This is a genomic window from Paenibacillus anseongensis, assembly GCF_009757995.1.
Lineage (GTDB): Bacteria > Bacillota > Bacilli > Paenibacillales > NBRC-103111 > Paenibacillus_E > Paenibacillus_E chondroitinus.
The window spans coordinates 82,275-109,112 of record NZ_WSEM01000031.1 but is presented as its reverse complement, the minus strand read 5'-3'; the positions used below and the strand labels follow the sequence as shown (position 1 = coordinate 109,112).

Sequence of the window (26,838 nt, the reverse complement as noted above, 5' to 3'; positions counted from 1 at the left end):
TCAAGCGAAAGCCTTGTACCCCAAGGCTTTCGCTTTTTTTATTTAGGGGTAAGCACAGCTTACCCCTTGAGCGCGCCACCCATTGGCTGCTAGCGCTCGAGCGGTCCCTCCCGGCGAAGGGAACGACAGGGCACTATTGCATCGAAATAGGCCCATTTTTTTGCGGAGGGGAACTGTGGGCCACTATCTGTCCGTTTTCATAAAGAAAATGAGACGGACAAATAAGACCCTGTAGTTCCGCTCGAACGCGGAAACGGGCTGAATTTGCTAGAATAGTGACCTGCAGTTCCCTAAAGGCGTATTGTTGACCAACTCAATTCTCGTATGAGGTTACCCCTCCGCCAAGTGTCTCAGTAACGCTGAATTTTAGCGGCAATGGGTGCTTTCCACGCTCAATATTCGCTCCTACCGGGTTCTTAACAAGCTAAACTACGGAGGAGAAGGTACTTTCCCAACGATTCCTTTCTCCCCATTGAACTAGAGGGCGCTATTTCATCGAATAGGCCCTTTTTGTGTTCGTTAGCGAAGTAACTGGAATTTCTACTGTTAAAATTGGCGCGGAGTAGAAATCTGGCAGCAGGAAGGGGGATGTCAAACAGCTAAGCAGAACCTCCCGAAACCTGTTAACCCACCAAAAACATGTATATTGAGCCGCATCAACCAATCTGTTTATGCTAAGAGCACAACAGATGGGAGTGAAAACATGAATACAACAGAGCAATGGATACAAGAAGCATGGAACGCGGGGATCAGCAAAGTGATAAGCACAAGCAGGCGAATCGGAGCCGCATTCCCACACGGCTCGCAGGATGGTAGGTTTCAACTCATGTCACCGCACTATTGGACGGCCGGCTTCTGGCCTGGGTTGTTATGGCTCGCCTATAGGGACCAGCAAGCGGACGAATTACGCCAATTGGCTGAGAGCTGTGAAGAACAACTGGATGAGGTGCTGCATGGCTACGAGCGGTTGGATCACGACATGGGTTTTATGTGGACGCTGACTTCGATTGCCAATTGGCAAATGACTGGAAATGAGCAATCCAAGCGTAGAGCATTGATGGTTGCCAGCCATCTGGCAGGCCGTTTTAACTTGCAGGGCAGCTTTATCAGGGCTTGGAATCACCCCGAACGTGTCGGGTGGGCAATCATTGATTGCATGATGAATCTCCCACTGCTGCACTGGGCATCGAAGCAATCCGGAGATCCCCGGTTCAAGCATATCGCCGTCGCTCATGCGAAGATGGCTTTGAAACATTTTATACGTGAAGATGGTTCAGCTTATCATGTCGTCTGCTTCGATCCGGAAACCGGAGAACGGACGGGAGCGCTCGGCGGCCAAGGCTACGCCGAGGACTCAGCTTGGTCGCGAGGCGCAGCGTGGGCGATCCATGGGTCGATTTTGAGCTACCAGCATACGGGCGATCCAGCCTTCTTGGAAGCGGCCGAACGTGCGGCCCACTATTTCCTCACACATCTCCCGGCGGACAAGGTGCCGTATTGGGATTTCCGCCTACCTTCATTCGAAGGGGCGCCGAGGGATTCAAGTGCAGCTGCCATTGCGGCAAGCGGGCTGTTAAATCTGGCAGCAACGTGCCAAGGGGAACGGGCATCTTTTTATAGAGAGCAGGCATGTGCCATCCTGCAATCCTTATCCTGCAACTACGTGGCAGACGATTCGGAAGAGGCCATTCTCGTTGCGGGCACCGGCAATTTGCCAGGCAATCAGAATATCAATAAGCCGTTAATCTATGGCGATTACTTCTATATGGAAGCCCTGTCCAAGCTGAGAGGCCAATCCTCCTTCTGGGAACCTGAGCCTCAGTCTTTCTAGCCATTTTTTTTCAGGTGTATGAACGAAAAAAGTGTATATTGCAGCCTAAATACCCGCACAACAAGCGCTTGTTTACTCATCGAAATCATGTATATTGTGCGAACGAAGCAAAGCCAGGTACGATGGGCTCAATCAATCACAAGACGAGGAAGTGACAGCAATGAATAAACCACTCCCGCCAACCTCGCCGGCCATCACAGCTCAGCCGAAAGCATCTGCCAAGGCCAAACCCAACTGGTTGGTAAGGAAGTATGGAAAGCGGGTTTTGAAACAGAACATCCCATTGTATCTGATGTTTCTGCCTATCATGATTTTCTTTCTGGTCTTCAAGTATTATCCGATGACAGGCCTTGTAATCGCCTTTAAGAAGTACAGCTTTATTAAAGGGATATGGGGCAGCCCATGGTCAGGGCTCAGTTCGTTTAAGCTGATATTCAGCAACGATCAAATGATCGATATCATTTGGAATACACTGCTGCTCAGTGGACTTTCGATTGTAATCGGCTTTCCGGTCCCGATCATTCTGGCGTTATTGCTGAATGAAGTGAGAAAAATGGCGTTCAAACGAATGGTTCAGACGTTCGTCTACCTTCCGCATTTTCTCAATTGGGTCATCGTCGGAGGCATTGTCATTACCCTGTTCTCGCAAAATACAGGCACAATTAATCATGTCATCGAGCGGCTTTTTGGAACGACCATCCCGTTTTTATATAAAGAATCAACATGGATTGGGATCTATATCGGCTCGGGGATATGGAAGGATGCCGGCTGGGGAGCCATCATTTATTTGGCGGCGCTGACGTCCATTGATCAAAGTTTGTATGAGGCGGCCAACATCGACGGGGCTAATAAGTGGCAGCAGATGCTCCGAATTACGCTGCCGGGCATTTTGCCAACGATCATTATTATGCTGATTTTGAAAATAGGCCACCTGATGGAAGTAGGCTTCGATCAAGTGTACGTCTTGCAGAACGATGCGGTTTCCCAAGTATCGGAAGTCATTAGTACGTTTATGTACAAAATTGGCGTCCAGCAGGCGAACTTCAGTTTAGCTACCGCAATGGGATTGTTCGAATCCCTTGTCGGCTTGGTGCTGGTCGTTCTGGCGAACCGGATCGCGCGTTATTTTGGCCAAGGCTTATGGTAGGAGGAGGAACTCATGAGCATTACTAGCGGAGAGAAATTGTTTTACACGATCAATTACGTCGTTTTATTTGTCATCGGTATGAGCTGCCTGCTACCGCTCGTTCACATTTTGGCGATGTCTTTAAGCGATAAACATGCTTTGATGTCCGGAGTTGTTAGCCTCTGGCCCGTGAATTTGGACTTCAGCGGTTATGAAGCCTTATTTAAGGAAACGCCGATTTTGAGATCGCTTGCAAACAGCATCATTATTACAATCGTAGGCACCGTTCTTAATATAAGTTTTACAGTGCTTGCTGCGTATCCCTTGTCAAAGCGCTATTTTATCGGACGTAAATTTTATTCGTTCGCCATCATTTTTACGATGCTTTTTTCGGCGGGCTTAATTCCTACTTATTTGCTCCTCAAAAGCTTGGGCCTTCTAAATAACTATGGCGCCTTATGGCTGCCAGGGTTAGTGAGCGTTTGGAACCTGATGGTGTTAAGAAGCTTTTTTGAAGCGCTCCCTGAGGAACTGGAAGAAGCTTCGCGAATTGACGGCTGCTCCGAATGGAGGCTGATCATGCAAATTGTATTGCCGTTATCGATACCGGTAGTGGCCGCCTTATCGCTCTTTTACGGAGTTAGTCACTGGAACGCCTTCATGAACGTGTTAATTTATATCAATGATGCAAGCAAGTTAAACCTAACGGTTCTCGTGCAGCAGTTGATTCAGAACCAGACGCTTATGCAGGAGATGGCGAATACGCAGCCTGAAATGGCTATGAAGCTGACGCCTGAAGGAATGAAAGCAGCCGGAGTCATTGTCATGACACTTCCGATGCTAATCGTATACCCTTTTCTGCAAAAGTATTTCGTGAAGGGTGTCATGATTGGAGCGGTAAAAGGGTGATGTCGGTGTAATTAATTACCAAATTAAGGAGGTGATACAGCCTTTCAAAACGTGGTAGATTTAGACAATAACGAAAAGCATAGCGGCGGTTAATTCACTAAGGGGTGACAACGGAACATGAAAATAAACAAGTTGATGAAAACAGCATCCGTGACATTAGCTATGGTTGTATCGAGCTCGGCTTTACTTACAGCTTGCTCAACGGGGAAGGAAGCGGCAACTACGACTTCAACACCTGGCAGCGGGGCAATGGCAGCAGCAAGCGCGAAACCGGCGGGACCAAAGCCGAAAATTACCGTTTCCATCTACGACCGGAACGCGGTTCCTGAAGGAGAAGGCACGATCACGAATAATCGCTGGACGAAGTGGATTAACGAGAATGCTCCGGTCCAAGTTGAGTTTATTCCGGTTCCTCGTTCCAATTCGATTGAGAAATTCAACGTCATGTTTGCTTCGGGCGGGGCGCCTGACTTAATTATGGAGTTTTCGAATCCGTACATGAAGGATCTGGCATCCAAAGGGCAAATCATCCCGCTTGAAGACGCTATTTCCAAATATTCGACGACGTATAAAAAGCTGTTCCAGGAAAATCAGAACATTCAAAAGCTCACCAAATTTAACGGCAAAACGTACTTCTTCGGAAGAACGACACCGTTTACTTCGAACCACTTCCTGATGATTCGCAAAGACTGGCTGGATAAGCTCAAGCTTCCAATGCCTACGACGACAGAGGAATATCTGAAGGTTGCGAAAGCATTCACCGAGCAGGATCCGGATGGAAACGGTAAAAAAGACACGCTCGGAACGACCTTCTGGGATGTCGACTATTTCTTCCAGCTTGGTCAAGCGAGCGATGAGTTGATGCCGATGTCGTCCATTACTTCGTATCATTTGCTGAACGACCAATATACGCGGACTTGGGACCGTCCGAAGGCCGATCTGGCGTTCAAGAAAAGCTTATATGACGCAGGTGCGGTAGATAAGGATATTTTTGCCGATAAAACCGGAGCGAAAGCGCAGCAGGACTGGGTTAACGGCAAGCTTGGCATTTGGGGCTCCGGCGGCCTGGAAGGAGCATCAATCTACACTACCTACGAGTCGTTCAAGAAAAACAACCCGAACGCGGAAGTAGCGATCCTGCCGCTTCCGAAGTCGGAATTCGGGCAATTCTCACCGGCGGCCAACCCTAACATGCAGTTTGTGGCGGGCATTAATGCAACAGCCAAGAATGTGGAAGCCGTCGTAAAATATGTAGATTGGCTAATGTCGCCGGACGTGCAGAAGACACTCATGTTCGGGATGGAAGGCGTACACTACAAGGTTGGCAGCGACGGATGTCCGAAGCCGATCGATGCGGAGAAAAATAAAAAAGAGCTGAGCTGGAACGGCGACTTCCAAATGATGACGCAAACCGGCTCTATGGGCAAATGCGTGGAGTATTCCAATCAGCTTGATCCGAATAAACCTCTGGACAAGGAATATTTGAATTTGATTACACAAGCACGTGCAGCTTATATTACACCGGATCGTCCAAATACAACGGAAGCTATTCTGCCAGTCAGCTTGCCGGATGATATGACGGTCATTAAAAATACGCTCAAAACGACTTTAACGAACACGTATACGAAAGCCATTGTAAGCGGTGCAAGCTACTCCGTTGACCAAGCGATGAAGGACGCGCAAGACACTTGGGAAAAAGGCGGCGGCAAAGGCGTCGACGAGTTTTTGAAGAAAGCCTATACCGATAACAAAAACGATGTTATTTTCACCAAAGATTACTACAAGTATTTGAACAAATAAAACGAACCCGCCAATCTTCCTTCCCGTTTAACAAGCACGTTGAATGGGAAGGAAGAAGAGGCTTCTCCAGCGCGAGTCAGGCGCGGGGCGGCCTTTTTGCCATGTGTGTTTACGGAGCGAAATTATGTATATTGCCTACACATCGGGGCTGTATGATAAGATAGTTGTACTAATCGTGATAAGGAGAGAATTTCATCATGAGAAGAAATTGGTTTCATCGCTTGCTTCTTTCCTATTTACCGGTATTCATCCTGATTGTTTGCTTATTTGTTTTTATTGGGATTGTGCAGTTGAATGACCTTTCCAGAAAAGAAGCGATGAAATCAAGCCAAGTCTATGTTCAAAATATTCAAAACAGCATCGATATGTCGCTAAGATCTATTGAAATTATGATGCTGGAGACGATCACGAGGAATGTGAAGCTCACGACCTTTGCTGGGATGGAAAGCGATTCTTCGTTTATTATTGAGCTCTCTCAGCTGCTTCAAAGCATGACGACTTCGAATGCGTGGATCGATTCCGTTTATATTTACAGATCAGGCGATGGAACGATTGTTAGCGATAAAACGATATTAAAAATTGATCAGTTCGGAGATAGCGCTTACATAGAAAGTAACTTAGCTAACGTGCAAAAAGTACAGTGGAGCACTCCACGCATCTTCCGCACCATTCAGAATGGCAATCCGGAAGAAAGAGTTATCTCCATCAGCAGCGGCGTGCCCATCCATAGCAAAGGGATTGCACTGCTTGTTGTGAATATTAAGATGTCGGCGATTCAAGAGTTTTTGGAGAAATACGGGAATTCGGAAGTGAACAAAATCGCAGTTACCGATAACGAAGGCCATCAACTGTTCGGAGCAGCCGGTCTTGAGGCCAAAGCGGGCGATACGACGCTCGTGTCGGGATACACGGGCTGGACGTATTCCAACAGCTTCAAGACGGAAAGCATTGGCAGCATTTATTTTTATATGACAAGCGGTTGGTTCATCATCGGATTCCTTGGCCTGCTGATTGGTATCGGTTGGGTCGTATACATAACGCGTCAAAACTACAAGCCGATTGAAACGATTATGTCGCGCATCCAGAAATATAATCAAGTGCACAAGCATAATCCCATTCAAGGTCTGTCGGGCGATGAGCTAAGTTATATCGATTACACGCTGAGCAATATGATCGAGGTTAGTGAGGAGTACGAGACACAGTCCAAGGTTAATGAAAAATATAGACAGCTTATGTTGTTTAAGGAGCTTGTGGAAGGAAGCAACCCGATTGACCGGGCGGAATGGGAAGCGGAGCTTCGCCAGATGGGCATTGCTTCCTTCGGCAGCGCATCGGTCAGCATAGGCGAGATCGATAAGTATATCGATTTTCTAAGCCAACATTCGCGGAGGGATCAGGGGCTTTTCAAGTATATTTTGAAAAAAGTCGTGGAAGAGACAGCGGAAGCGAAAGGTCTTCGCATTTGGCAGGAATGGATTACGAATCATCGGCTGTGCGTCATCTTTTTTGAAGAGCAGCAGCAGCCTGCGGAATCGCTTATGCTGGAAGTATCCGAGCAGGCTCGCAAGTGGATGCAGGATAACTTGAATTTAACCGTAACCTTCGGTTTAGGGAACACCGTGTCGGAAGCAAATGCCATCGTTCAGTCCTATGAGGCGGCTGCAAGGGCTCTTGACTATAAATCAGCGCTTGGCAGCAATCGCGTGATTGGACATTGGGAGATTGAGCTTTTATCGCACGATGATCTTTACGTGTATTTGCAATATGTACGCACGATCGCTCAAGCGTTTCGCGTAGGCAATGACGGCTGGGAGGAGCAGTTGCGGCTCCTGTTTGAAGGGCTGCGCAGGCTCATGCTGCCGAGGGAAGAAATTAGCGGTATTCTGAGCTATATGAACTATTATTTTTACCGGGAAATGATGGAGCTGCCTCCGGACTATCAAGAGCTGTGGAATCGCGAGTTTCGTACGCCTTGGGATGTAAATATGGATGCGCTCGAAACGTTGGAGGAGCTGGAGTTTTTCTATTCGAAGACACTGACTTCCTGCGCCAGAAAAATAGAAGCGATCCGCGAGAGCAAAGGGAATCATGGCGTCGTTCAGAAAGTAAAGGCGTATATCGAGGAAAATTTCAGCAATCCCGATTTGTCCCTGTCCAGCCTAAGCGATCAGTTCCATATGAATGCTTCCAGCTTGAGCACATTGTTCAAAGAAGACTTCGGCGAGAAATTTGTCGTGTACGTCTGCCAAGTTCGGATGGAGCATGCGAAGGAGCTGCTGCGTGGCACAAACCTGCCGATTCAAGAGATATCGGAGCGGGTCGGCTATGTACACCAGATGTCCTTCATTCGGGCTTTTAAGAAAATGATTGGTACCACGCCTGGTGATTACAGGAAAGTGCATCAGTAAGTTAGGAAACCCTGAGGAGCTGCCTCGGGTTTTTTTGTGTTTTGCGCCTCCGCTTGGTTTAGATTATTAATTGTCGGTTAATTCCTCCATATACTGCTAGATTATGATAAAATACTAAAATCAATGTGTATTGTGAAGCTTACAAAAAATATTTTGAAAGGGTTGTGTCTGTGAAAAAGAAATTAGTTTCATTTATCCTGTCATTAGCTTTACTAGTAAGCATTCCGAACCTATCAATGGCCGAAGGTGTAATTCCTGTTCTTTTGAATGGGGAGAAAATTTCATTTGAAGTTCAGCCCTTTATCAAAGAGGGTACAACTATGGTGCCATTTCGCACACTTTTTGAAAAGCTAGGTTATGTCGTTAAATGGAATGAGGACACGCAGTCGGTAACTGGCTACTCAAATGATTTAACAATTGAACTTCAGATCGGCAGCACGACTGCAATGGTAAATAGCGTCCCACATCAATTAACTATTGCTCCAAGTATTAAGGAAGGTACTACGTTTGTACCGCTTCGGTTTATCGGTGAGACTAGCGGAAAGAACGTATCTTGGGATGATGAAAATGACACGGTTTTAATTCGTGATGGATTGTTCCGTTATTTGAGAAATACGCTCTATAGTGGAAGCAATCATTTGCGTTATTTAGGAGAACACAAAGATGGACAAAAGAGCGGACACGGTATCATTTTTTTGGACAATAAGGTGATTTTTGAGGGAGAATTTAAAGAGAATAAAATTAGTGGAGAAGGTACGCTATATTGGCTAGGTGGGCAAGAGCGCTACGTGGGTCAGTGGTCTAACGACGCTATGAATGGCACAGGCAGTATTTATAATGAAGATGGTACCCTTCTATATGATTCCATAACCATGGTGGACAACATCATTGGAGGTAATGGAACATACAATTTTGACAGCGGTTATATATATGCTAATGAACACCCAGTCATTGATAAAGCTGAGACACAGGAAATTGGGATTAATTACTCGGCAGAGCCGCCTGTTCTGGACAGCTCAATAGCAACGGCAAATGCAGCGTTTACGATGATTAATGCGTTCAACGAAGGTTTGTACCGTCTTGACAAAGAGGGGAAAGTACAGCTTGGGCTAGCAAAAGACTTGCCGACAATTACGAATAACGGTCTTACCTATACAATCACATTACGAGATGCCAAATGGAATGATGGAACACCGGTGAAAGCCACAGATTTCGTCTCCGCATGGAAACGGACCCTTGATCCAGCTACTAAAGCGCAGTACAGCTTTTTACTCACCTGGATTAAAGGCGGTGAAGCTGTAACGAAAGCTAGAACGGCTGACGATGTGGAAAAAGCGCAAGACGCACTTGGATTGAAAGCAATTGACGACAAAACACTTGAAATTAATTTGGAACATCCGATATCTTACTTTACGAGTATGCTTGCCTTCCCCATATTTTTTCCGCAGAAAGCTGATTTTGTCAAAGAACAAGGTGATCAATATGGTGTTGACGCAGATAAGGTAATGGGGGCTGGACCCTTTAAACTCGTTCAATGGAATCATGGGAAGTCACTACTGTTTGTGAAAAACGAAAACTATTGGGATTCACAGAATGTGAAACTTAACAAATTTGTTGTTTATATCGTAAAAAATGCTTCAACCGCTCTAAGCTTGTATGAATCTAACTTGGCTGACATTTCAGAACTCGGTGCTGACTATTTGAAGCTTTACAAAAGTAAACCTGATCTTATTAAAAAGCAGGAATTAACTACATCTTATTTGATGTTCCAAGAAGAGAAGTTCCCAGCTTTCGCAAATACAAAAATACGCAAAGCTCTAACGTTAGGCATTGATCGTGAGTTGCTTATTAAAACCGTTTTGAATAATGGCTCCGTGCCATCTACAGGATTGATACCTGATGGTACGCTAGACGGCAACAATCGAAGTTTCCGTGAACAGGCAGGGGATGGTGCTCAGCCGAAATTTGACCCTGAGAAGGCGAAACAGCTTCTTGCTGAAGGTTTGCAGGAGCTGGGTATGGCAACGTTACCGTCTTTTAAGCTTACAGCAGATGACACAATTACAGGGAAAATGGTTGTTAATTTCATTCAAGAGCAATGGAAATTAAATCTTGGCATCGACATAACACCAGAGCCTATGGCGCATGCGAATCGTATAGATAAGCAAAACCGGCACGACTTCGAAGCGGATGTCTCCTTATGGGGGGCTGATTACAATGATCCTATGACGTTTCTTGATATGTGGGAAACCGGGAGCGAATTCAACGAAGTCGATTGGTCCAATGCGAGTTATAACGAATTATTAAACTCTGCTCGTAAAGAGTTTAATCCGGAAACAAGATCGAAGATGCTTGTAGAGGCTGAAAAGCTTTTAATGCACGAGATGCCAATTGGACCTTTGTATTTCCGCAACCGCGTTTTCGTAAAGAAACCGAATATTGAAGGCGCATTTCTTCCAGCATTTGGCGTCGAGTGGGAGCTGAAATGGGCTAGTGTGAATAAAGAATGAAGAACCACAAAAACCGAGGAGGAATTCAATGATTGAAACAAAAATAGACGACGTTATCTTCAAATTGCAAGAGGAACACGATTTTGGCTGGCTTGCGAGTTTAGGTCGTGTATTTCAGGTGTTCGATCAGCAGGACTCTGGGAATATAAGCTTTGGTGTTGAGAAAAATGGTGAGAGATTGTTCGTCAAATATGCCGGTGCGAAAGCTATAACATTTTCCGGTGACCCGCAAGACGCCATCCATCAATTGAAAAGTGCCATACCGCTTTATCTAGAGTTAAGTCACCCTTCGCTCATTAAACTCGTTGATCATTTTGAAGTTGGTTCGGGATACGCGGCTGTGTTCGAGTGGTTTGAAGGGGAAACTCTTCACCCGCATTGGTCTTTTCCGCCTCCGGCGAAATATAACGATCCCCGGTCACCTTTTTATAGATTCAAGAACTTATCCGTGGCACAAAGGTTAGATGCGATGGAACGAATTTTTAGTTTCCATGCCTATATCGAGAAAAATAACTTTGTTGCTATTGATTTTTATGACGGGAGCTTGCTGTACAATTTCTCCAAGAATGAGACGAAAATCTGCGATATCGATCTTTATCAAAGAAGACCTTATTTCAACACGATGGGGAGATTATGGGGATCTTCTCGATTCATGTCACCTGAAGAGTTTACGCTTGGTGCCGAAATTGACGGTTGCACCAATGTATTTAACATGGGAGCAACAGCGTTTGCTTTGCTAGGCGGAGAGCGAGATCGCTCGTTTGAACTTTGGGAGGCAGGAGAAGAGCTCTATCAGATCGCTTTGAAGGCTGTTGAACCAAGCAGGGAAAATAGGTATGAAAGTGTGTCGGCATTCAAAATGGCATGGGATTCGGCAGTTAAATAAAAAAACAGTTGGTCGGAATCCCGACCAACTGTTTTTTTATTTAAAGTCACCTAGCAAATAATTGTAAAACGGTTCGTCTACCCAGAACTTATAGGAGTCGACGTTCAAACCGGGGTTAATTTTCTTGAGACCAGCAACAACTTCTTCCGATTTATCGCTGAGGGAGAAGGACTGCGCATAATAATGGCCTTTGCTGACTTTATTGTTAGCAATCACCTTATAGTCTTTCAATTCGGATAAGGAATAGTAGAGCGGCTGCCACCAGGAAGAATAAATAAGACCTGTTTGGTCATTGCTGTTCTTTTTCGCATATTGGAGAATGACCTGCTGGAATTTGTTTTTTTGCTCAGCGTTATCAAATTCGAACTCAATGTCGTACTCCTTGGCATAGGCGATGAAATTGCCGTTTTCAATTTGGACGACTTGATAATCCTCGGTTTGTGTCGGCTCGCCCCACTCTTTTAAATAGATGAAAGCGGATGTTTTGGGCTCTAACTGTACTTTCGCCTGGATATTCTCGCTGCGCAGCAACCCGATCAATTGAATCGCATGCTTAATGTCCGAATGTCCGTAGGTGAGCGATTGTTTGGGATCAAAATTGGCATCGAAACGAGAATCCTTCAAGTTGTATCCGGTAATGAGATTTTTTTTCAAAGCTTCATCGAAAACAGTACGTAAATCTGCGGATGAAATAAGATCCTCCGTATGCCAGGCATCGTTAATTTTGCGGAAGATATCGTCATCGGAAGTTGTTCCGAGATAATGTTTGTATTGTCCGTTAAACGTAAGGATCTTACCAAGCAAGTCGTTGGCGAAGCTTTGGCTGGCAGCCGTATTCGCTTCAAATTCAGAAGATACTAGACCTGTATCAATCGCTGCGGCCAGCTCTTGGGCAGCTTGAAGCGTTAGTTGATTGTTTTGATCGTAGTCAATATGTACTTTGGCCAGTGCGGCTTTGATTTTATCTTTGGGATATGTATAGGCGAGTTCTTGCAAGCCGGAGGCTTTTAAAGCAATAAAAGTGGCCTGCAATTGAGTAAGCGGTTGATCCCCCTGCAGCTTCCCTTCGGAAAGAATACCTTTTTCATGTAAGGCAAGTGCTGCATTGTAATAGGGGCTGTCTTTTTGCAAATCTGTAAATACATTCGTTTGCTCTTTCGCTTCCCCTTTTAAAATGTTGTTCACTGCGATTACGAAATCACCTTTGGATAAGGAGTCTGACAAGGTGATGGCATACTTATCATTCAAAAACTGTTTGTAAGAGACGGTAGAATCACTCGCCGCAGCAGCGTTACTTAATGGGCTTACTGAGGCTAGGAGGACAGCTGTTAAAAGCGCTGTATGCAAGGGCTTGCGGGACTTCAATAATTTGATTGGCATGAAAAAGACCTCCGTTTTAATTCTTATAGGAATACTATGTTTTATTGCACTATATCAGTTAAGATAATGGGTGTCAATAAAAAAGGCAGATTTGCTGAATGAAAAGAGGTACAATTGTGAGAGAAGCAGAAGAGGTTAACTATTTAACTTTCAAGTTAGGCTTAATAGAGAGTAACACCGAGAGGAAGGAAAACCCCTTGAGAATGAAAACCATACAAGGCAAAATGTTCACAGCTTTTGGCTTAACGATCCTTTTCTCTATTCTTGTAATCGCATACAGCTCGTACTATAGCTCTGCGAGAGTGATTGAAAGGAATGCAACGACCTATATTTCAGATAGAATTCAGGGAGCAAACACCAATCTTCAGTCCATGGTGGAAGAAACGGACAATATTGCAAAATCGATTGTCATACGCGACTTAATCCATCAAAGTTTGCTCAGCCATGCTGAAGCCCCCTCGCTGGAATGGTTCCAACAGAAGAAAGTGGTGGAAGATTTTCTCGCGTCGATGGCTGCATTCAAAAATTATGTGCGCCAAATCACCGTTGTCGGACAAGGCGATGTTGTCTTTTATACAGGTTATCGTGCAGGTAATTCTGAGTTTATCGCTTCGCTTTGGCAAGACCCGTTGATTCGCGAGAATCGCAGACATCTTATTTTTGATCCATCAGGCAATGGCAAGATCATGCTGGTGCGTCCCGTGCTGTCTAACGGCAGTTTGATCGGTTTATGCATCATCGATTTTGATCTGAACCTGATCAGGCAGGTCTATGAGATCGAACCTTTAGCCGGAACCTTGGTTGCTGTAGTCGATGAAAACGGCAGTATTCTTTACGATTCAAGAAGCGAACGTATCGGCAGCAGACTGGAAGATCAGCAAATGTTAGCTCTCGCATCCGCTGTTCAGCCTGGCACATCGAAAAGCAGTAAACTTCAGATGGACAACCGCTCCTATTTGGCAGTATCCACGCGCTCAACCTATACGGGCTGGACCACGATTACCATGGTACCTCTTTCTGTATTATTGAGTGAGGTGAAGGGGATCGGCAGCCAAATCTTGACCATGACGGCCGTTGTTCTGGCGATTGTGCTAATGGTATCCATCTTTCTCTCCAAGCAAATGACGAAAAATATCAAACGCCTGCACAGCGCCATGAAGCTGGTTCGCGAAGGTCATATGAATGCGAGACCGCGCATCCATAACGATGATGAAATTGGACAGCTTAGCGAGATGTTTGTCTCGATGATGGATCACCTCCAAGAACTGCTTAAGAAGGTCAGGATTCAGGAAAAGGAGAAGCGCGAAGCCGAATACAAAGCGCTTCAAGCGCAGATTAAACCGCATTTTCTGTATAATACGCTGAATACAATCAAGTACTTGGCCCGCATTCAGCATGCCTCGAATATCGAAGATATTTCCGGCTCCTTGATAGAGCTCATGCGCTACGCCATTGATCCGAAGCGGGAGATGATCACGGTCCGTGAGGAGCTTGAACAAGTAAACCGATACGTGCGCATTCAACGGTACAAGTTTTTGGATCGCATTGCGGTCGTTGTCAAAGCAGAAGATGAGGTGCTCGACTGTCTGATCCCTAAGCTAATCGTGCAACCGATTGTGGAAAATGCGATGAATCATGGACTTGGCACAACGGACCGGGAAGGCACCGTTTCTATTCGGATTTACGGCGATGGACCTGCCAGACTCAAACTGATTGTGACCGACGATGGTGTAGGCATTGCTAGTGGAAAGCTTGAGCACCTATTCGACGAAGGTAATGACACAAATGGGTTCTCACAATCAGGCGGCATCGGTCTAAGCAACATCAGCGAGCGACTTAAGCTTGCCTATGGCGAGCCGTATGGTCTGCAAATTTACAGTCAGAAGGATATCTTCACAACCGTTGAACTAACCATACCTCAAGTGAGAAGGAGAATGGAACATGCTGCTCAAAGTTATCTCGGTTGACGACGAGCTACTCGTGCGCAATCATTTGCGTTCACTTATAAATTGGGAAAATTTCGGCTTTACATTTTGCGGAGAGGCGTGCGACGGGAATGAGGGGCTTCAGCTTATCTCCATGATCAAGCCGCACTTGGCGATTGTGGATATGAACATGCCTGGCATGGGAGGTGTCGAGCTTGTCCGGCAAATCGCAGAACTGCATCCACAAGTTCGCATTATTGCGCTCAGCAGCTATGATTCTTATGATTACGTTCGAGGCTCGCTGCATTACGGGGCCATGGATTACTTACTGAAGCATTCGCTATCGCCTTCGACGCTTATTCCGGTGCTGAGTATCGTAAAAGAAAAGGTTCACGAAGAGCTGGCGAAACAAACCGCCCGCGATAGGGAGAGGCTGAAATGGGAATCGGCCAGTCCTGCTGTCAGTCAGAGTTATCTTAAAGAACTGCTGATTGGCGCTGGTACATTGGAAGAACGTTGTCATTATGCTGAGCACTTTCAGGACATGCCTTATGGACGGGACGACCAGCTCCATGTCCTGTTCCTGATGAAGCTGATGCACGTCGATTCGCTTTCTTTACGCATGAACGAACAGGAGTTTACGCTTTACGTGCGCTCAATTACCGATATGGCGATGCAAATTGTCGGAGATTCGGGGTGTGCCGTCTATTTGGAAAAAGGGACGTTTGGCGTGCTGTTTTCACTTGAAAACGAACGAAGCGAATATGCGATGCAGCAGCGCATTGAAGCAAAAAAATCGCGCTTGGATAAATCGCTTGAGCTTTACTTTAATGCGGCAGGTCTTGTTGTTCGTTCTCCCCTGTTTGACCAGATTGCTTCGATATCCGACTATTACGCTGAATTGCGAAACGAGATGGATAAGCTGCAAGGTTATAAACCGAATGTGGAAAAGAATGGCGGCGGGCAGGCGTCTTTCGTGACGCTGAACCAGGAGAAGGAGCTCTTAGCCGCTGCTGAAGCCTATGATGCAGAGGCAACCTCGCGAATTATTCGTGATGTCGCAACCGCATGTGCTGTAAGCGGGCATGCCCTGCCCCAAAGAGTGGCCAGCACCAGTGCAGAGCTGTTTCAACTGGCCGTGAAAATTGCCCAAAAGGCAGGCATTGATGCGGAGTGGATTTTTCAAGAAATGAAGGCCGGATTGCCAGTTCCACAAAGCGCACAAGCGTTTGAACAAAATCTGATAGCATTGTATGTGAGGCTAATTGAGGAGCTCCGTGTGCACGATACCTCAGCGCGTTATACGAGGTATGTCGGACAAGCGGTTAGGATTATTCAGCAATTATACAGTACCGGGATTACTTTGGAAGAAACCGCTGAGCAGCTGCGCATAACGTCGCCTTACCTGAGCAGATTGTTCAAGGAAGAGACGGGGAGCACATTTACCGAATATATGACAGCGTACCGCATTGATCGAAGCGCTCAATTAATTCGCACAGGGGTCTCTTCAATCAAGGAAATTTACCAGCAAGTCGGTTTTAACAATTACAGTTATTTTATTAAGTTGTTCAAAGAGCATATGGGGGAAACGCCTCATGTATATGCCAACAAACATAATAAGTAATTACAAACATTTGACGTTTATTATAAATATGTCGTACGCCACAGTTTCTCTTAACAACCTATAATAAATTCAAAGTTGCAGCAACACATAAACTTATAGGGGGTTGAATGACTATGGCTAAAATGAAACCGTTAACAAATCTTTGCGTCGGGGCGACAGCACTTCTCGTACTGCTCAGCGGATGCACATCGGCAGACAAAACCGCCACTGAGCAATCAAAAGGAAAGGATGAACAAGCTGTCAGCTCGGTGTTAAATCCCACAGGCTTCCCGATCGTCAAGTCGGAAGTATCCATGCGAGTTTTCGGCTGCAAAGACCCGAATCAGGCTGCTTGGAAAGATGTGCTTGTACTTAAGGAGTACGAGAAAAAAAGCGGGATTAAGATGAACTACGAGGAAACACCAACGCAAGGATGCGATGAGAAAAGGAATCTGCTATTCGCTTCCAACGAACTGCCGGATGTTTTCCTGAGAGCGAACTTAAGCAATACCGACATCTCCAAATACGGCATGCAGGAGCAAATGCTGATTCCTCTGGAGGGAATGATCGATAAGTACGCACCGAATCTGAAAAAGCTATTCGAACAATACCCGGACGCCAAAAAGTCGATCACGGCCACAGACGGCCATATCTATTCGCTTCCTGTGATCCGGCTTCAGGCTGCTGGACGGGGAGATAAGGTCTGGATTAATCAGGAATGGTTGCAGAAGCTGAACTTGAAAGCACCGACCAATGTGGATGAACTGTTTACCGTTCTGCGTGCATTCCGCGATCAAGACCCTAATGGCAATGGCAAAAAGGATGAAATTCCACTTGGCTTACGTGATCCAGGGATGATTTTCACGACGTTTGCCGGTTCCTTTGGTTTGGACCATCAGCTCGGCACCAACGCCAATATTGATGGCAATAAAGTGAAGTTATGGATGGCTGACGACCGATACAAAGAGCTTTTGCAGTTCCTGAACAAGTTGTATACAGAAAAATTGCTATATCCTGATTTTTTTGCTGCTGATCTTCCGAAATGGCGGAGTAACCTGTCCCAGGCGTTGTACGGAATGTTTTTCATCTATGCCTCCGACCCGTTTACAAAGGTTGAAAATCAATTTAGCGGAATGGCCCCGATCAAAGGGCCGCATGGAGACCAACTGCTCAGCACAGGAAGCCCGCTGGCTTCGCCAATCGGCACTTTCGCGATCACGAGGATTAACAAAAATCCGGAAGCGGCTATTCGCTGGGTAGACTACTTCTTCAGTGAAGAAGGCAGCCGATTCTTCAACTATGGGGTGGAAGGCCAATCTTATTCCATGCAAAATGGTAAACCGGTACTGGCTGACAGCATCAAAAACGACCCACGCGGTATGATGGCGGCACTGGGGCAAGTCAATCTCGTGCCAGGCGGCGGGTTTCCAACCATCATCGTAGACGATATTGTGCTGAGTGAGAAAACAAAAGAAGTATCAGCTGCTTCTGAATCATTCACGTCCAAAGTCATGTACGGTGCACCGATATTCAGTAAAGAAGCCACCGAAAAAATCGTACCGATTAAAGCTGATCTCGATAAATATGTGCAGGAGTCCGCTATCAAATTTATTTTAGGCGAGACCAGCTTTGACAAATGGAACGAATACACCGCCACGTTGAAAAAAATGAAGGTCGATGAGCTGGAGCAAGCTTATCAAGCTGCCTTCGATGCGATGAGCAAATAGGGATCGCGTAAAATATTGTGCTTCTCGGACCGGAACCATATCCGAATGATGACGGTCCGAGGATGCACCAGCGATGGGGGAACTTAGATGAACACAACCATTATTCCGCAGGCTCTGCAGCCTACTCAGCGTCGAAGGCTGTGGAAACGCATTTTAACCAAATACGAGTTCTATATCATGTTGGCTATTCCGCTCATTTGGTACATCATTTTCAAATACGTGCCGATGTACGGGATTCAAATTGCCTTCAAGGATTTCTCGGCAACACGAGGCATTATGGCGAGTCCATGGGCTGGATTCCGCCACTTCGAGCGGTTTTTCGAATCGTCCTATTTCTGGGAACTATTATGGAATACGCTGTCACTAAGCTTATATTCCCTGTTAGTTGGCTTCCCGGTTCCGATCCTGTTAGCTCTGCTAATCTATGAGATTAACGGCAAACGGATGAAAAAATGGCTGCAAAACGTAACCTACATCCCGCATTTTCTGTCTTTGGTTGTCATCGTCGGCATGTTAAACGTGTTTCTTGATCCTGACACAGGTAAAGTGAATCAATTGCTGAGTCTTCTCGGCGTTGACCCGGTTCCTTTCATGCGCAAAGCTGAATGGTTCCAGACGGTGTTCGTTTCCTCTGACATCTGGCAGCACATGGGCTGGAGTTCCATTATCTATTTAGCCGCCTTGACGGCCATAGATCCCACCCAATACGAAGCGGCGAAAATGGATGGTGCCAGCCGGTTTCAGAGACTTTTGCACATTTCATTGCCAGGCATGCTGCCAACGATTGTCATCATGTTTATTTTACAGGTGGGGCATTTGATGGACATCGGATTTGAGAAAGTATTGCTGATGCAGAATCCGGTTAATGCCAGCAAAGGCGAAATTCTAGCCACATTTGTGTATAAAAACGGTATTCAGCAAGGCCAGTTCAGTTACACGGCAGCAGCAGGATTGTTTAATTCTGTGATTGATTTTATTCTGCTCATTCTTGTAAACAGCTGGGCACGTAAAAAAACAGATTCTAGCTTATGGTAGGAGGCGACCAAGATGACAGCCTATGAGTCGAGAGGAATACGGTCGAAAGACGATAAGCTCTTTGATACTTTAATTTATATCATCGCCGGGATTGTACTGATCCTTGTCCTGTACCCGCTGTTGTTCGTTGTCAGCGCGTCGTTCAGCGATCCTGTTCATGTCATTGAAGGCAAAGTGTGGCTGCTGCCGCAAGGGTTCACCTTGGAACCTTACAAACACGTGTTTGAGAACGATGCCATCTGGCAAGGCTACGGGAACACACTCTTGTACACACTAGCGGGTACACTCGTTAACATCATCCTCACGGTATTGGCTGCCTATCCGCTATCACAGCGTGATTTGCCGGGCCGCACCTTCATCATGGTGCTCATCACGATTACGATGTTTTTTAGCGGCGGTCTGATCCCAACTTATCTATTAATTAAATCGATGGGAATGATCAATACCGTATGGGCGATGATTTTGCCTGGAGCGATCTCTACGTATAATCTCATCGTGATGCGGACTTTTTTTCAAAATGGCATTCCCTACGAGCTGCAGGAATCCGCATGGATTGACGGGGCCTCTAACTTTCGTCTGCTGCTGACAATCGTCATTCCGTTGTCGACACCGATCCTGGCCGTTATGGTGTTATTTTACGGTGTAGGCCATTGGAATGCGTATTTCAACGCCATGATCTACTTAAAAGATCGAGAATTGTTCCCTTTGCAGCTCATCCTGCGTGAAATTTTAATTCTGAATCAGTCCGAAAACATGGGGCTGGAGGGAGCGGGGATGACCGAGCGGGTCATGATGGCAGAAAGCATTAAATATTCCGTCATCATTATTTCAAGTCTACCGGTTTTGGCGCTGTACCCTTTTGTACAGAAATATTTTGTGCAGGGCGTCATGATCGGTTCTATCAAAGGGTGACAACAAGCGGAAAAGGGGACATCACATGGCACAACCTAATATTCTGTTGATTCAAACGGATCAACAAACAGCGGAGACGCTCAGCTTATATGGAAATACCGCTCTGCATACACCGACCCTGGAGAGCCTAGCACAGCGGGGTGTCGTCTTTGAACAAGCGTTCTGTAACTATCCAGCCTGCTCGCCTTCTCGTTCGTCCATGATGACAGGCAGGTATTGTTCAACGTTAAATTTGCATGCGAATCATATGCTGATCAACCCTGCGGAAACGACATTACCGCAAGTTTTAAAAGCGCACGGCTACCAGACGTCCTTAATTGGCAAAAACCATGCCTTTATGAAGGACGAAAAGGAATCGTATTATCCTGGCGGGATATCGGAGCACACCAGCACACTTGCGAACGTGTTCGACTACGTCAGGCTCGGAGATCACGGGCATCTCGTCGACGGCTATCGCGAAGACCCGGAAGTGCTAGCCGCACATCAATGGGCGGTCAAGCATTGCTGGAGTTCTCCGCTAGGGCATGGCGTTAATCCAGCTCCGCCGGAGAAATGCGGCACCTATTTGCTTGGAGAGACGATGCTGGATTATTTGGAGCGGGTGCGAAGTGCGGATAAGCCGTTTTTTACCTGGCTGTCATTCCCCGATCCGCACACGCCTTATCAAGTGCCTGAACCGTATGCCAGCATGATCGATCCGGCTGATGTGCCAATGCCTCCGCTTGATACACATCAAGGGAAGCCGGAGCGGGTGAGAGTCGCTCATCTGATGGATGCGATGGATACGGCGGATGAGGCGCTCATACGGAGAATTCGCGCTATTCATTACGGCATGATTCGTTTTATTGACGATACGTTGGCGAAAATATTCGCGAAGCTGGATGAGCTGCATCTCTCTGACAACACCGTGATCCTGTTCCTTTCCGATCATGGTGATTCAATGGGTGCGCATGGCGTCATTCAGAAACATAATTTTTTCTATGATTCATTTACGCACGTTCCTTTTGTCATGTCGGTTCCCGGGTATGAAGGTTCTAGAAGAACTTCCCATCCTGTAGAGCTTGTAGATGTCATGCCTACCTTGCTTGAACTGGCAGGGGCGCCTATTCCGCACGGCTGCCAGGGAAGTAGTTTGGCTCCGTATCTGCTAGGCGATTCCACGTACAAGCCTCGGCCGTTTATTGTGATGGAAAGCGGGGAGCATGGTGAGCCGCCAAGGGAGTCGGATATTGCGCTTCGACCCGAGCATCCATTTGATGAGCGGTATTTTGTATGGTGTGCTTACCGTGACGCTTGGCTCGGCAAAGGCAAAGCAATTCGAACCGCTGACTGGAAACTGTGCCTCTATGCAAACGGTGACAGCGAATTGTATGATTTGCGAAATGATCCTAACGAACTCGTAAATCGGAATAACGATCCAGCCTGCTCGGAAGTACGCATTGAACTTGAACGTAAGTTACTGCTATGGATGATGGAGAAAGAAGATCCGCTGCCTTTGAATACTACCGTCCATTTATCTATGCAATCCATGAAGGAGAAGTATGCATAAATAGGGACAGAGCACCGGGACCCCGTGGGGGTTCCGTTTTTTTGTATTTTTTTAAAAATAAAATTATTACCAAATTCATTTAATAAATTACATTTTAATAAAAACTCATGAACGTATAATGATTACATGAGATATCCGAATACGATTTGGAAAGGAAAGAGGGATGATGAAAGTGAAAGCGGTTTTAGGAGACTACAGAGAGAACGTAACAGTAAAAAAGAAAAACAGTTTCCTACGCAGCATAAAAAGAGATTCTCTCTTATATTTACTCTTACTGCTGCCAATGGCGTATATCCTTATTTTTAAATATGCTCCCATTTACGGTGTATTGATGGCTTTCCAGGACTATAACATTTTCCAGGGCATTAGCGGGAGTGAGTGGGTTGGGCTGGATGTTTTCAAATTCATTTTTGAACAGAACAGTTTCTACCGTGCACTTACGAATACCCTTGTTTTGAACTTTCTGGATTTAATCGCAGGATTCCCTGCACCCATCCTATTAGCCATTTTGTTGAACGAACTCCGGTTTGTCAGATTTAAAAAAATAACCCAAACGATTTTGTATTTACCTCATTTCTTATCTTGGGTCATTATCGGAGGTATGGTATACTTGATGTTTTCTACGGGCGGCATGGCAAATAGCGTCTTGTCTAGCCTTGGATTGGGCAGCATTGAGTTTCTGTCTCAGAAAATGAATTGGCTGATCATGTATGTCGCTGTTGGAGTATGGCACAGTGTTGGATGGGGGACAATCATCTATCTAGCCGCCATTATCGGAATCAATAAGGAATTATATGAGGCTTCCGATATTGATGGGTGCAGCAGGCTTCGTAAGATTTGGCATATTACACTGCCAGGAATTAAGCCGACCATTATTATCTTGCTTATTTTGCAAATTGGCAGAATGATCTCGATTGGATTCGATCGCCCGTTTGTTATGGGGAATTCCCTTGTTAGTGAATACTCCGATGTGATCAGTACTTATGTGTATCGCATAGGAATCGGGTCTGGGGATTTCTCGCAGGCAACAGCCGTTGGGTTATTTCAATCCGTCGTAGGTTTGATATTTTTAGTAACAGCAAATTTTATTGCCAAAAAAATCGGTGAGCAGGGAATATGGTAGGGAGTGTGAGTTAATTGATTAAAAAGCAAAAAATAAATGTAGTAGATATTGTTATTATGTTATTCATTATAGGTGTAGCCATAACGTGTCTTGTTCCATTTTTATATATGATTGCGCTTTCTCTTAGCTCGAATAATGCCATCATTTCTCAGAAAGTTTCCCTGTGGCCGGTAGAATTCACGCTTGAAACTTATAAAACAATTTTAAGTGATGTAGACATGATTTATACGCTTGGTTATACGATTGTCTTGACCATTTTGTATACAATCATCTGTATGTTTTTAACTATCTGTGCTGCGTATCCGCTTACAAAGAAAAGATTGAAGGGAAGGGACTTTGTATTAACCATTTTAGTCATTACGATGTACTTCAGTGGAGGTCTCATTCCTAGCTATATCTTGGTGAAAAATCTGGATTTGATGAATTCGATGTGGAGCTTGATTTTGCCTGGCGCTATGAGTGTGTTCAATCTGATCATCCTCAAAACATTTTTTGCATCGCTTCCAGAAAGCTTGGAAGAATCGGCATCCATTGATGGATGCAATGAACTGGGCATCCTGTTTCGCATTATTCTTCCACTCTCGATGCCTTCGATCGCAACTTTAAGCCTATTTTATGCGGTTGACCGATGGAATGGCTTCCAAGATGCACTCTTTTATATAACAGACAAGAACTTGTACCCGATGCAGTTAAAACTGTACCAGATCATAACTGCGAATCAGCAGTTAGATACTCAGCAAGGCGAAGGCAGTGTTGGCGCTTTTATTGTTCCTGAATCATTGAAAGCTGCGAGTGTCATGTTTGCAACGGTTCCTATCTTAATTGTTTATCCTAAACTTCAAAAGTACTTCGTTGAAGGTGTCATGACAGGGGCAATTAAGGGTTGATAAAGGGCTAGGAATTTTCAAAAAACAAAATGGATAAAGGGTGAGGTTACAATGAAAATCAAAAAAATGTTGGCTTTAGTACCCGTTTTAACGCTGGTCACCAGCGCGCTGGCTGCATGTGGCAGCGATCAAACCAAAGCGGGCCAGTCAGCTTCAACAGCGGCTCCAACAGCTTCAGGAGCGCCGGTTACACTAACGGTTGAAGTTTTTGATAGAGGGATTCAAGGCCAGCCGGATTTGAACAATAATACTTGGACACGGTATATCAATGATAATTTCGGCAAAGCGAACAATGCGATTGTGAAATTTGTACCAGTGCCTAGATCGCAGGAAATCGATAAGCTCAATGTATTGATGGCTTCAGGCGAGGCGCCTGATATATCCTTTACGTATGACGGTGCAACCGTATCCAGATACGCCAAAATTAATGGGATTCAACCCTTGGATGAGCTATTGGCTAAGAGTGGTAAGGAGTTAACGAATTACTTGGGCAAAACGGTTCTTCATTATGGACAATATAATGGGAAGCAGATGGCGATACCTGCGAAAAGGACTTCACTGGCTTGGGGCGGTATGTTCATTAGAAAAGATTGGCTGGATAAATTGGGCATGCCGGTTCCTACGACGAGAGATGAATTATATAACACATTAATTGCTTTCAGAGATAAAAATCCGGGTGGCGTGAATGGCGTCATTCCGTGGGGATTGGCAGCAACCGGTATGAACTATGGCTTTGGTAATTTAACCGAATCTTTCTGGGGCAAACAGTCGGAGGAAGAATTCGTCACGATGCCAGGCTGGCTAAAACCCGGGAATAAGGATGCATTAAAGTTCCTGAATAAGCTTTATAACGAAAAATTAATCAGCCCTGATTTTGCTCTAGACAAAACAGCCAAACAAGCTGATGCTGATGTTACGAATGGGAAAGTCGGATTCTTCAGTGCCAACTGGGATTATCCGCTAAGACAAAATATTAGTGAACCACTAAAAACAAATGTGCCTACTGCGAACTTTGTTCCTATTGATACCTTCAAAAACTATGAAGGGAAATATAAGAAAATCGCGTACAATGAAAATGGCGTGAATGTTTTTATACCGAAGAGCAGTAAAAATGCGGAGCTGGCCATCAAGTATTTGAACTGGATGTCCGACCCTAAAGTCTTATTCTTCCTGCAATACGGCCAGGAGGGAGTTAACCACAAGATGGTGAATGATATGCCGCAAGTGATTACTCAAACGGGTGATAATATGCAAACGAGTTACCTAAATCTTGATTATACGCTGGTTGTGAATGGTGTGGAGCTTGGCGATCAACAGAAGAATATTAAGGCTTTAGCTGCTTCCGCTCCAGGATACGAAGCTGTAGCTGAGAAATCTTACCAGATCAATACGACAGATACGTATACAGGTTACTATTATGAGACGCCAAATGAGTCCAATATTAAGTTTGGCAAAACACTTGGGGATCTGAACAAAACGATGACAGACAAACTTATCGTGTGTAAGCCGGCAGAATTCGATGCTTTGTATGACAAATTAGTTGCTGAATATATGGCAGCCGGTGGGCAAGCCGTCATGGATGAAAATGTAAAATTGTACAAGGACATACAAGCGAATAAGAAGTAGTTATCAAATAGAGGTTGACATATATGAAGTAAAAGCCTATGGACATGATGAAGCTATGTCCATAGGCCTTTCTAATGAAAAGTCTAACAGTCTTGTTATCTCGCCGGTATGCAGATAAAATGAATGATTAGGGTAGATCAGCTATCTAGGGGGTACTTATGTACAGTGTTATTATTATAGATGATGAACCATGGGCGATAAAAGGGATAAAGAATGTATTTAACTGGGAAAAATATGGTTTCGAAATAACAGGTACGTTCACAAGTGTCCATAAAGCAATCGAGTTCATCAACGAGGAGTGCCCTGATCTTATTTTTACAGATATTAGAATGCCCGAAATTTCCGGCCTTGAGCTCATGAGGATGACCAAAGAAAAGGAATTGGATGCTGAGTTTGTAGTTGTAAGCGGTTTCGCGGAGTTTGCGTATGCGCAGGAAGCCTTAAGATATGGGGCGTTGGATTATTTCCTCAAGCCCATAGATATTGATATGGCTGATCCGTTGATCGAAAAGCTGTCTCTGCATTTTTCCAAGAAGCGAAGTGTTCGGAATAACCTGATTCTGGAGGCTTTAACTTTACCGGATAAAAGTGAATTAAATCGGTTAACACCCTTCTTTGATCGTTCATCGGACGATTATTTTCGTGTGCTTATCCTTTATTCCAATAGTGAGAACAAGGAGCATAAGAACTTAAACTTTTTCGATCGAAAACAGACATTGGAAATTGATTTTGGATCAAGAAAGACGTTATATATTCTAAAAAGCGATCAAAAATCAGAGTTGGAACATGATTTGGATTACACCATTTTCGAGGGATTAGATATAAAAGCGATAGGAATCAGCAGCATTTCAACGAATTATGAACAGATGGCCAAGTTGATTAAGGAAGCAGATCTTGCAGCGTCGCAAATATTTTTAAATGAAGAAAAAGGCGTGTTTGTATATGAGCCAAAGTTTACGGTGGTGAAGCCGTTCATAGACGAAATTTCTACCATCATCCAAGAAAACAAGTTTGATGAAATGGAGTACAGCATAGAGAGAGTCGTAGACTTTTTCAGGCAAAATCACCTGGGTATGGGAGAGGTCGTATACCTATGGAATCAAGTGGTTAGTGTGTTGGTTGGCACCTATTATGAAGAGTTGAAAGACATGGAGCTTGATTTCCTGAATTACGCTGAACTGAAAGAACGGTTTGAGAACTTTGAGTCCTTATGCAGTTTTTTATATGATATTCTGATCTACATCAAACAGCTGAACGGCCATACGGTAAATGAGGGGGATATCAACGCTTATTTTAGCCAGATGGTTAAATATATCGACACTCATTATCAATCTAGATTATATCTGAAAGATTTGTCTGCCAAATTTTACATCAACCAAGTCTACTGCTGCCAATTTTTCAAGAAAAATTTGGGCAAAACCTTCTCGGAATACGTCACAGAATTGAGAGTAAAAAAAGCGTGCGAGCTTTTAAAACATACAGAATTATCCATTGAAGAAGTGGCAACGAAAGTAGGATACTTTGACTATTACTATTTCAACAAAGTGTTCAAGAAACAATGCGGGATCACGCCTACGAAATTTAGAAAAAGTTGATGGTTA

18 protein-coding genes are annotated in these 26,838 nt (G+C 45.0%); 17 read left to right on the top strand and 1 reads right to left on the bottom strand.

The features are described from left to right. Positions 1 to 703 precede the first annotated feature (703 nt). From GON05_RS29860 to GON05_RS29830, 7 genes are all read left to right on the top strand, one after another. A complete protein-coding gene (locus GON05_RS29860; RefSeq protein ID WP_157324403.1) occupies positions 704 to 1,831 on the top strand; it encodes a glycoside hydrolase family 88 protein in 1,128 nt (375 codons plus the stop codon). 160 nt (positions 1,832 to 1,991) lie between these two features. Then, positions 1,992 to 2,978, top strand: a complete 987-nt coding sequence (locus GON05_RS29855; protein ID WP_157324401.1) for an ABC transporter permease — start codon at positions 1,992 to 1,994, stop codon at positions 2,976 to 2,978. 12 nt (positions 2,979 to 2,990) lie between these two features. Next, positions 2,991 to 3,866 (top strand): carbohydrate ABC transporter permease, encoded by an 876-nt coding sequence (locus tag GON05_RS29850; protein WP_157324400.1) that lies wholly within the window; start codon positions 2,991 to 2,993, stop codon positions 3,864 to 3,866. A 117-nt stretch (positions 3,867 to 3,983) separates the two neighbouring features. Further along, complete coding sequence (locus GON05_RS29845; RefSeq protein ID WP_157324398.1) at positions 3,984 to 5,666, top strand: extracellular solute-binding protein; 1,683 nt, start codon at positions 3,984 to 3,986, stop codon at positions 5,664 to 5,666. A gap of 197 nt (positions 5,667 to 5,863) precedes the next feature. Next, on the top strand, positions 5,864 to 8,074 hold the full coding sequence (locus GON05_RS29840) for a helix-turn-helix transcriptional regulator (protein ID WP_157324397.1): 2,211 nt from the start codon (positions 5,864 to 5,866) through the stop codon (positions 8,072 to 8,074). Between the two features lie 170 nt (positions 8,075 to 8,244). Continuing rightward, entirely contained in the window at positions 8,245 to 10,584 is a 2,340-nt protein-coding gene (locus GON05_RS29835; protein ID WP_157324395.1) for an ABC transporter substrate-binding protein, read from the top strand. A gap of 28 nt (positions 10,585 to 10,612) precedes the next feature. Next, complete coding sequence (locus GON05_RS29830; protein ID WP_157324393.1) at positions 10,613 to 11,470, top strand: serine/threonine-protein kinase; 858 nt, start codon at positions 10,613 to 10,615, stop codon at positions 11,468 to 11,470. A gap of 36 nt (positions 11,471 to 11,506) precedes the next feature. Here GON05_RS29830 and GON05_RS29825 read toward each other — a convergent pair whose 3' ends face one another. Next, positions 11,507 to 12,850, bottom strand: a complete 1,344-nt coding sequence (locus GON05_RS29825; RefSeq protein WP_157324391.1) for an S-layer homology domain-containing protein — start codon at positions 12,848 to 12,850, stop codon at positions 11,507 to 11,509. A gap of 203 nt (positions 12,851 to 13,053) precedes the next feature. On the opposite strand from GON05_RS29825, the gene GON05_RS29820 reads away from it, so the two are divergent. The 10 genes from GON05_RS29820 to GON05_RS29775 all read left to right on the top strand — a co-directional run bounded on the left by GON05_RS29820 (position 13,054) and on the right by GON05_RS29775 (position 26,832). Further along, positions 13,054 to 14,817 (top strand): sensor histidine kinase, encoded by a 1,764-nt coding sequence (locus GON05_RS29820; protein WP_181646217.1) that lies wholly within the window; start codon positions 13,054 to 13,056, stop codon positions 14,815 to 14,817. Next, positions 14,792 to 16,399: a response regulator transcription factor gene (locus GON05_RS29815; protein WP_157324387.1), complete on the top strand. Its 1,608-nt coding sequence runs from the start codon at positions 14,792 to 14,794 to the stop codon at positions 16,397 to 16,399. Before GON05_RS29820 ends, GON05_RS29815 begins: the two co-directional genes overlap by 26 nt. A gap of 113 nt (positions 16,400 to 16,512) precedes the next feature. Beyond that, on the top strand, positions 16,513 to 18,105 hold the full coding sequence (locus tag GON05_RS29810; protein WP_157324385.1) for an extracellular solute-binding protein: 1,593 nt from the start codon (positions 16,513 to 16,515) through the stop codon (positions 18,103 to 18,105). 87 nt (positions 18,106 to 18,192) lie between these two features. After that, positions 18,193 to 19,140: an ABC transporter permease gene (locus GON05_RS29805; protein ID WP_157324384.1), complete on the top strand. Its 948-nt coding sequence runs from the start codon at positions 18,193 to 18,195 to the stop codon at positions 19,138 to 19,140. Between the two features lie 12 nt (positions 19,141 to 19,152). Then, the gene (locus tag GON05_RS29800) at positions 19,153 to 20,052 is read left to right on the top strand and encodes a carbohydrate ABC transporter permease (protein WP_157324383.1); all 900 of its coding nucleotides are present in this window, start codon (positions 19,153 to 19,155) and stop codon (positions 20,050 to 20,052) included. 25 nt (positions 20,053 to 20,077) lie between these two features. After that, entirely contained in the window at positions 20,078 to 21,601 is a 1,524-nt protein-coding gene (locus tag GON05_RS29795) for a sulfatase family protein (protein WP_157324382.1), read from the top strand. 172 nt (positions 21,602 to 21,773) lie between these two features. Next, a complete protein-coding gene (locus GON05_RS29790; protein WP_309491778.1) occupies positions 21,774 to 22,724 on the top strand; it encodes an ABC transporter permease in 951 nt (316 codons plus the stop codon). Positions 22,725 to 22,780: 56 nt separating this feature from the next. Further along, the gene (locus GON05_RS29785; RefSeq protein WP_157324439.1) at positions 22,781 to 23,611 is read left to right on the top strand and encodes a carbohydrate ABC transporter permease; all 831 of its coding nucleotides are present in this window, start codon (positions 22,781 to 22,783) and stop codon (positions 23,609 to 23,611) included. A 51-nt stretch (positions 23,612 to 23,662) separates the two neighbouring features. Continuing rightward, positions 23,663 to 25,237 (top strand): extracellular solute-binding protein, encoded by a 1,575-nt coding sequence (locus tag GON05_RS29780; RefSeq protein ID WP_157324381.1) that lies wholly within the window; start codon positions 23,663 to 23,665, stop codon positions 25,235 to 25,237. Between the two features lie 158 nt (positions 25,238 to 25,395). Beyond that, positions 25,396 to 26,832: a response regulator transcription factor gene (locus tag GON05_RS29775; protein ID WP_157324380.1), complete on the top strand. Its 1,437-nt coding sequence runs from the start codon at positions 25,396 to 25,398 to the stop codon at positions 26,830 to 26,832. Positions 26,833 to 26,838: the final 6 nt, after the last annotated feature.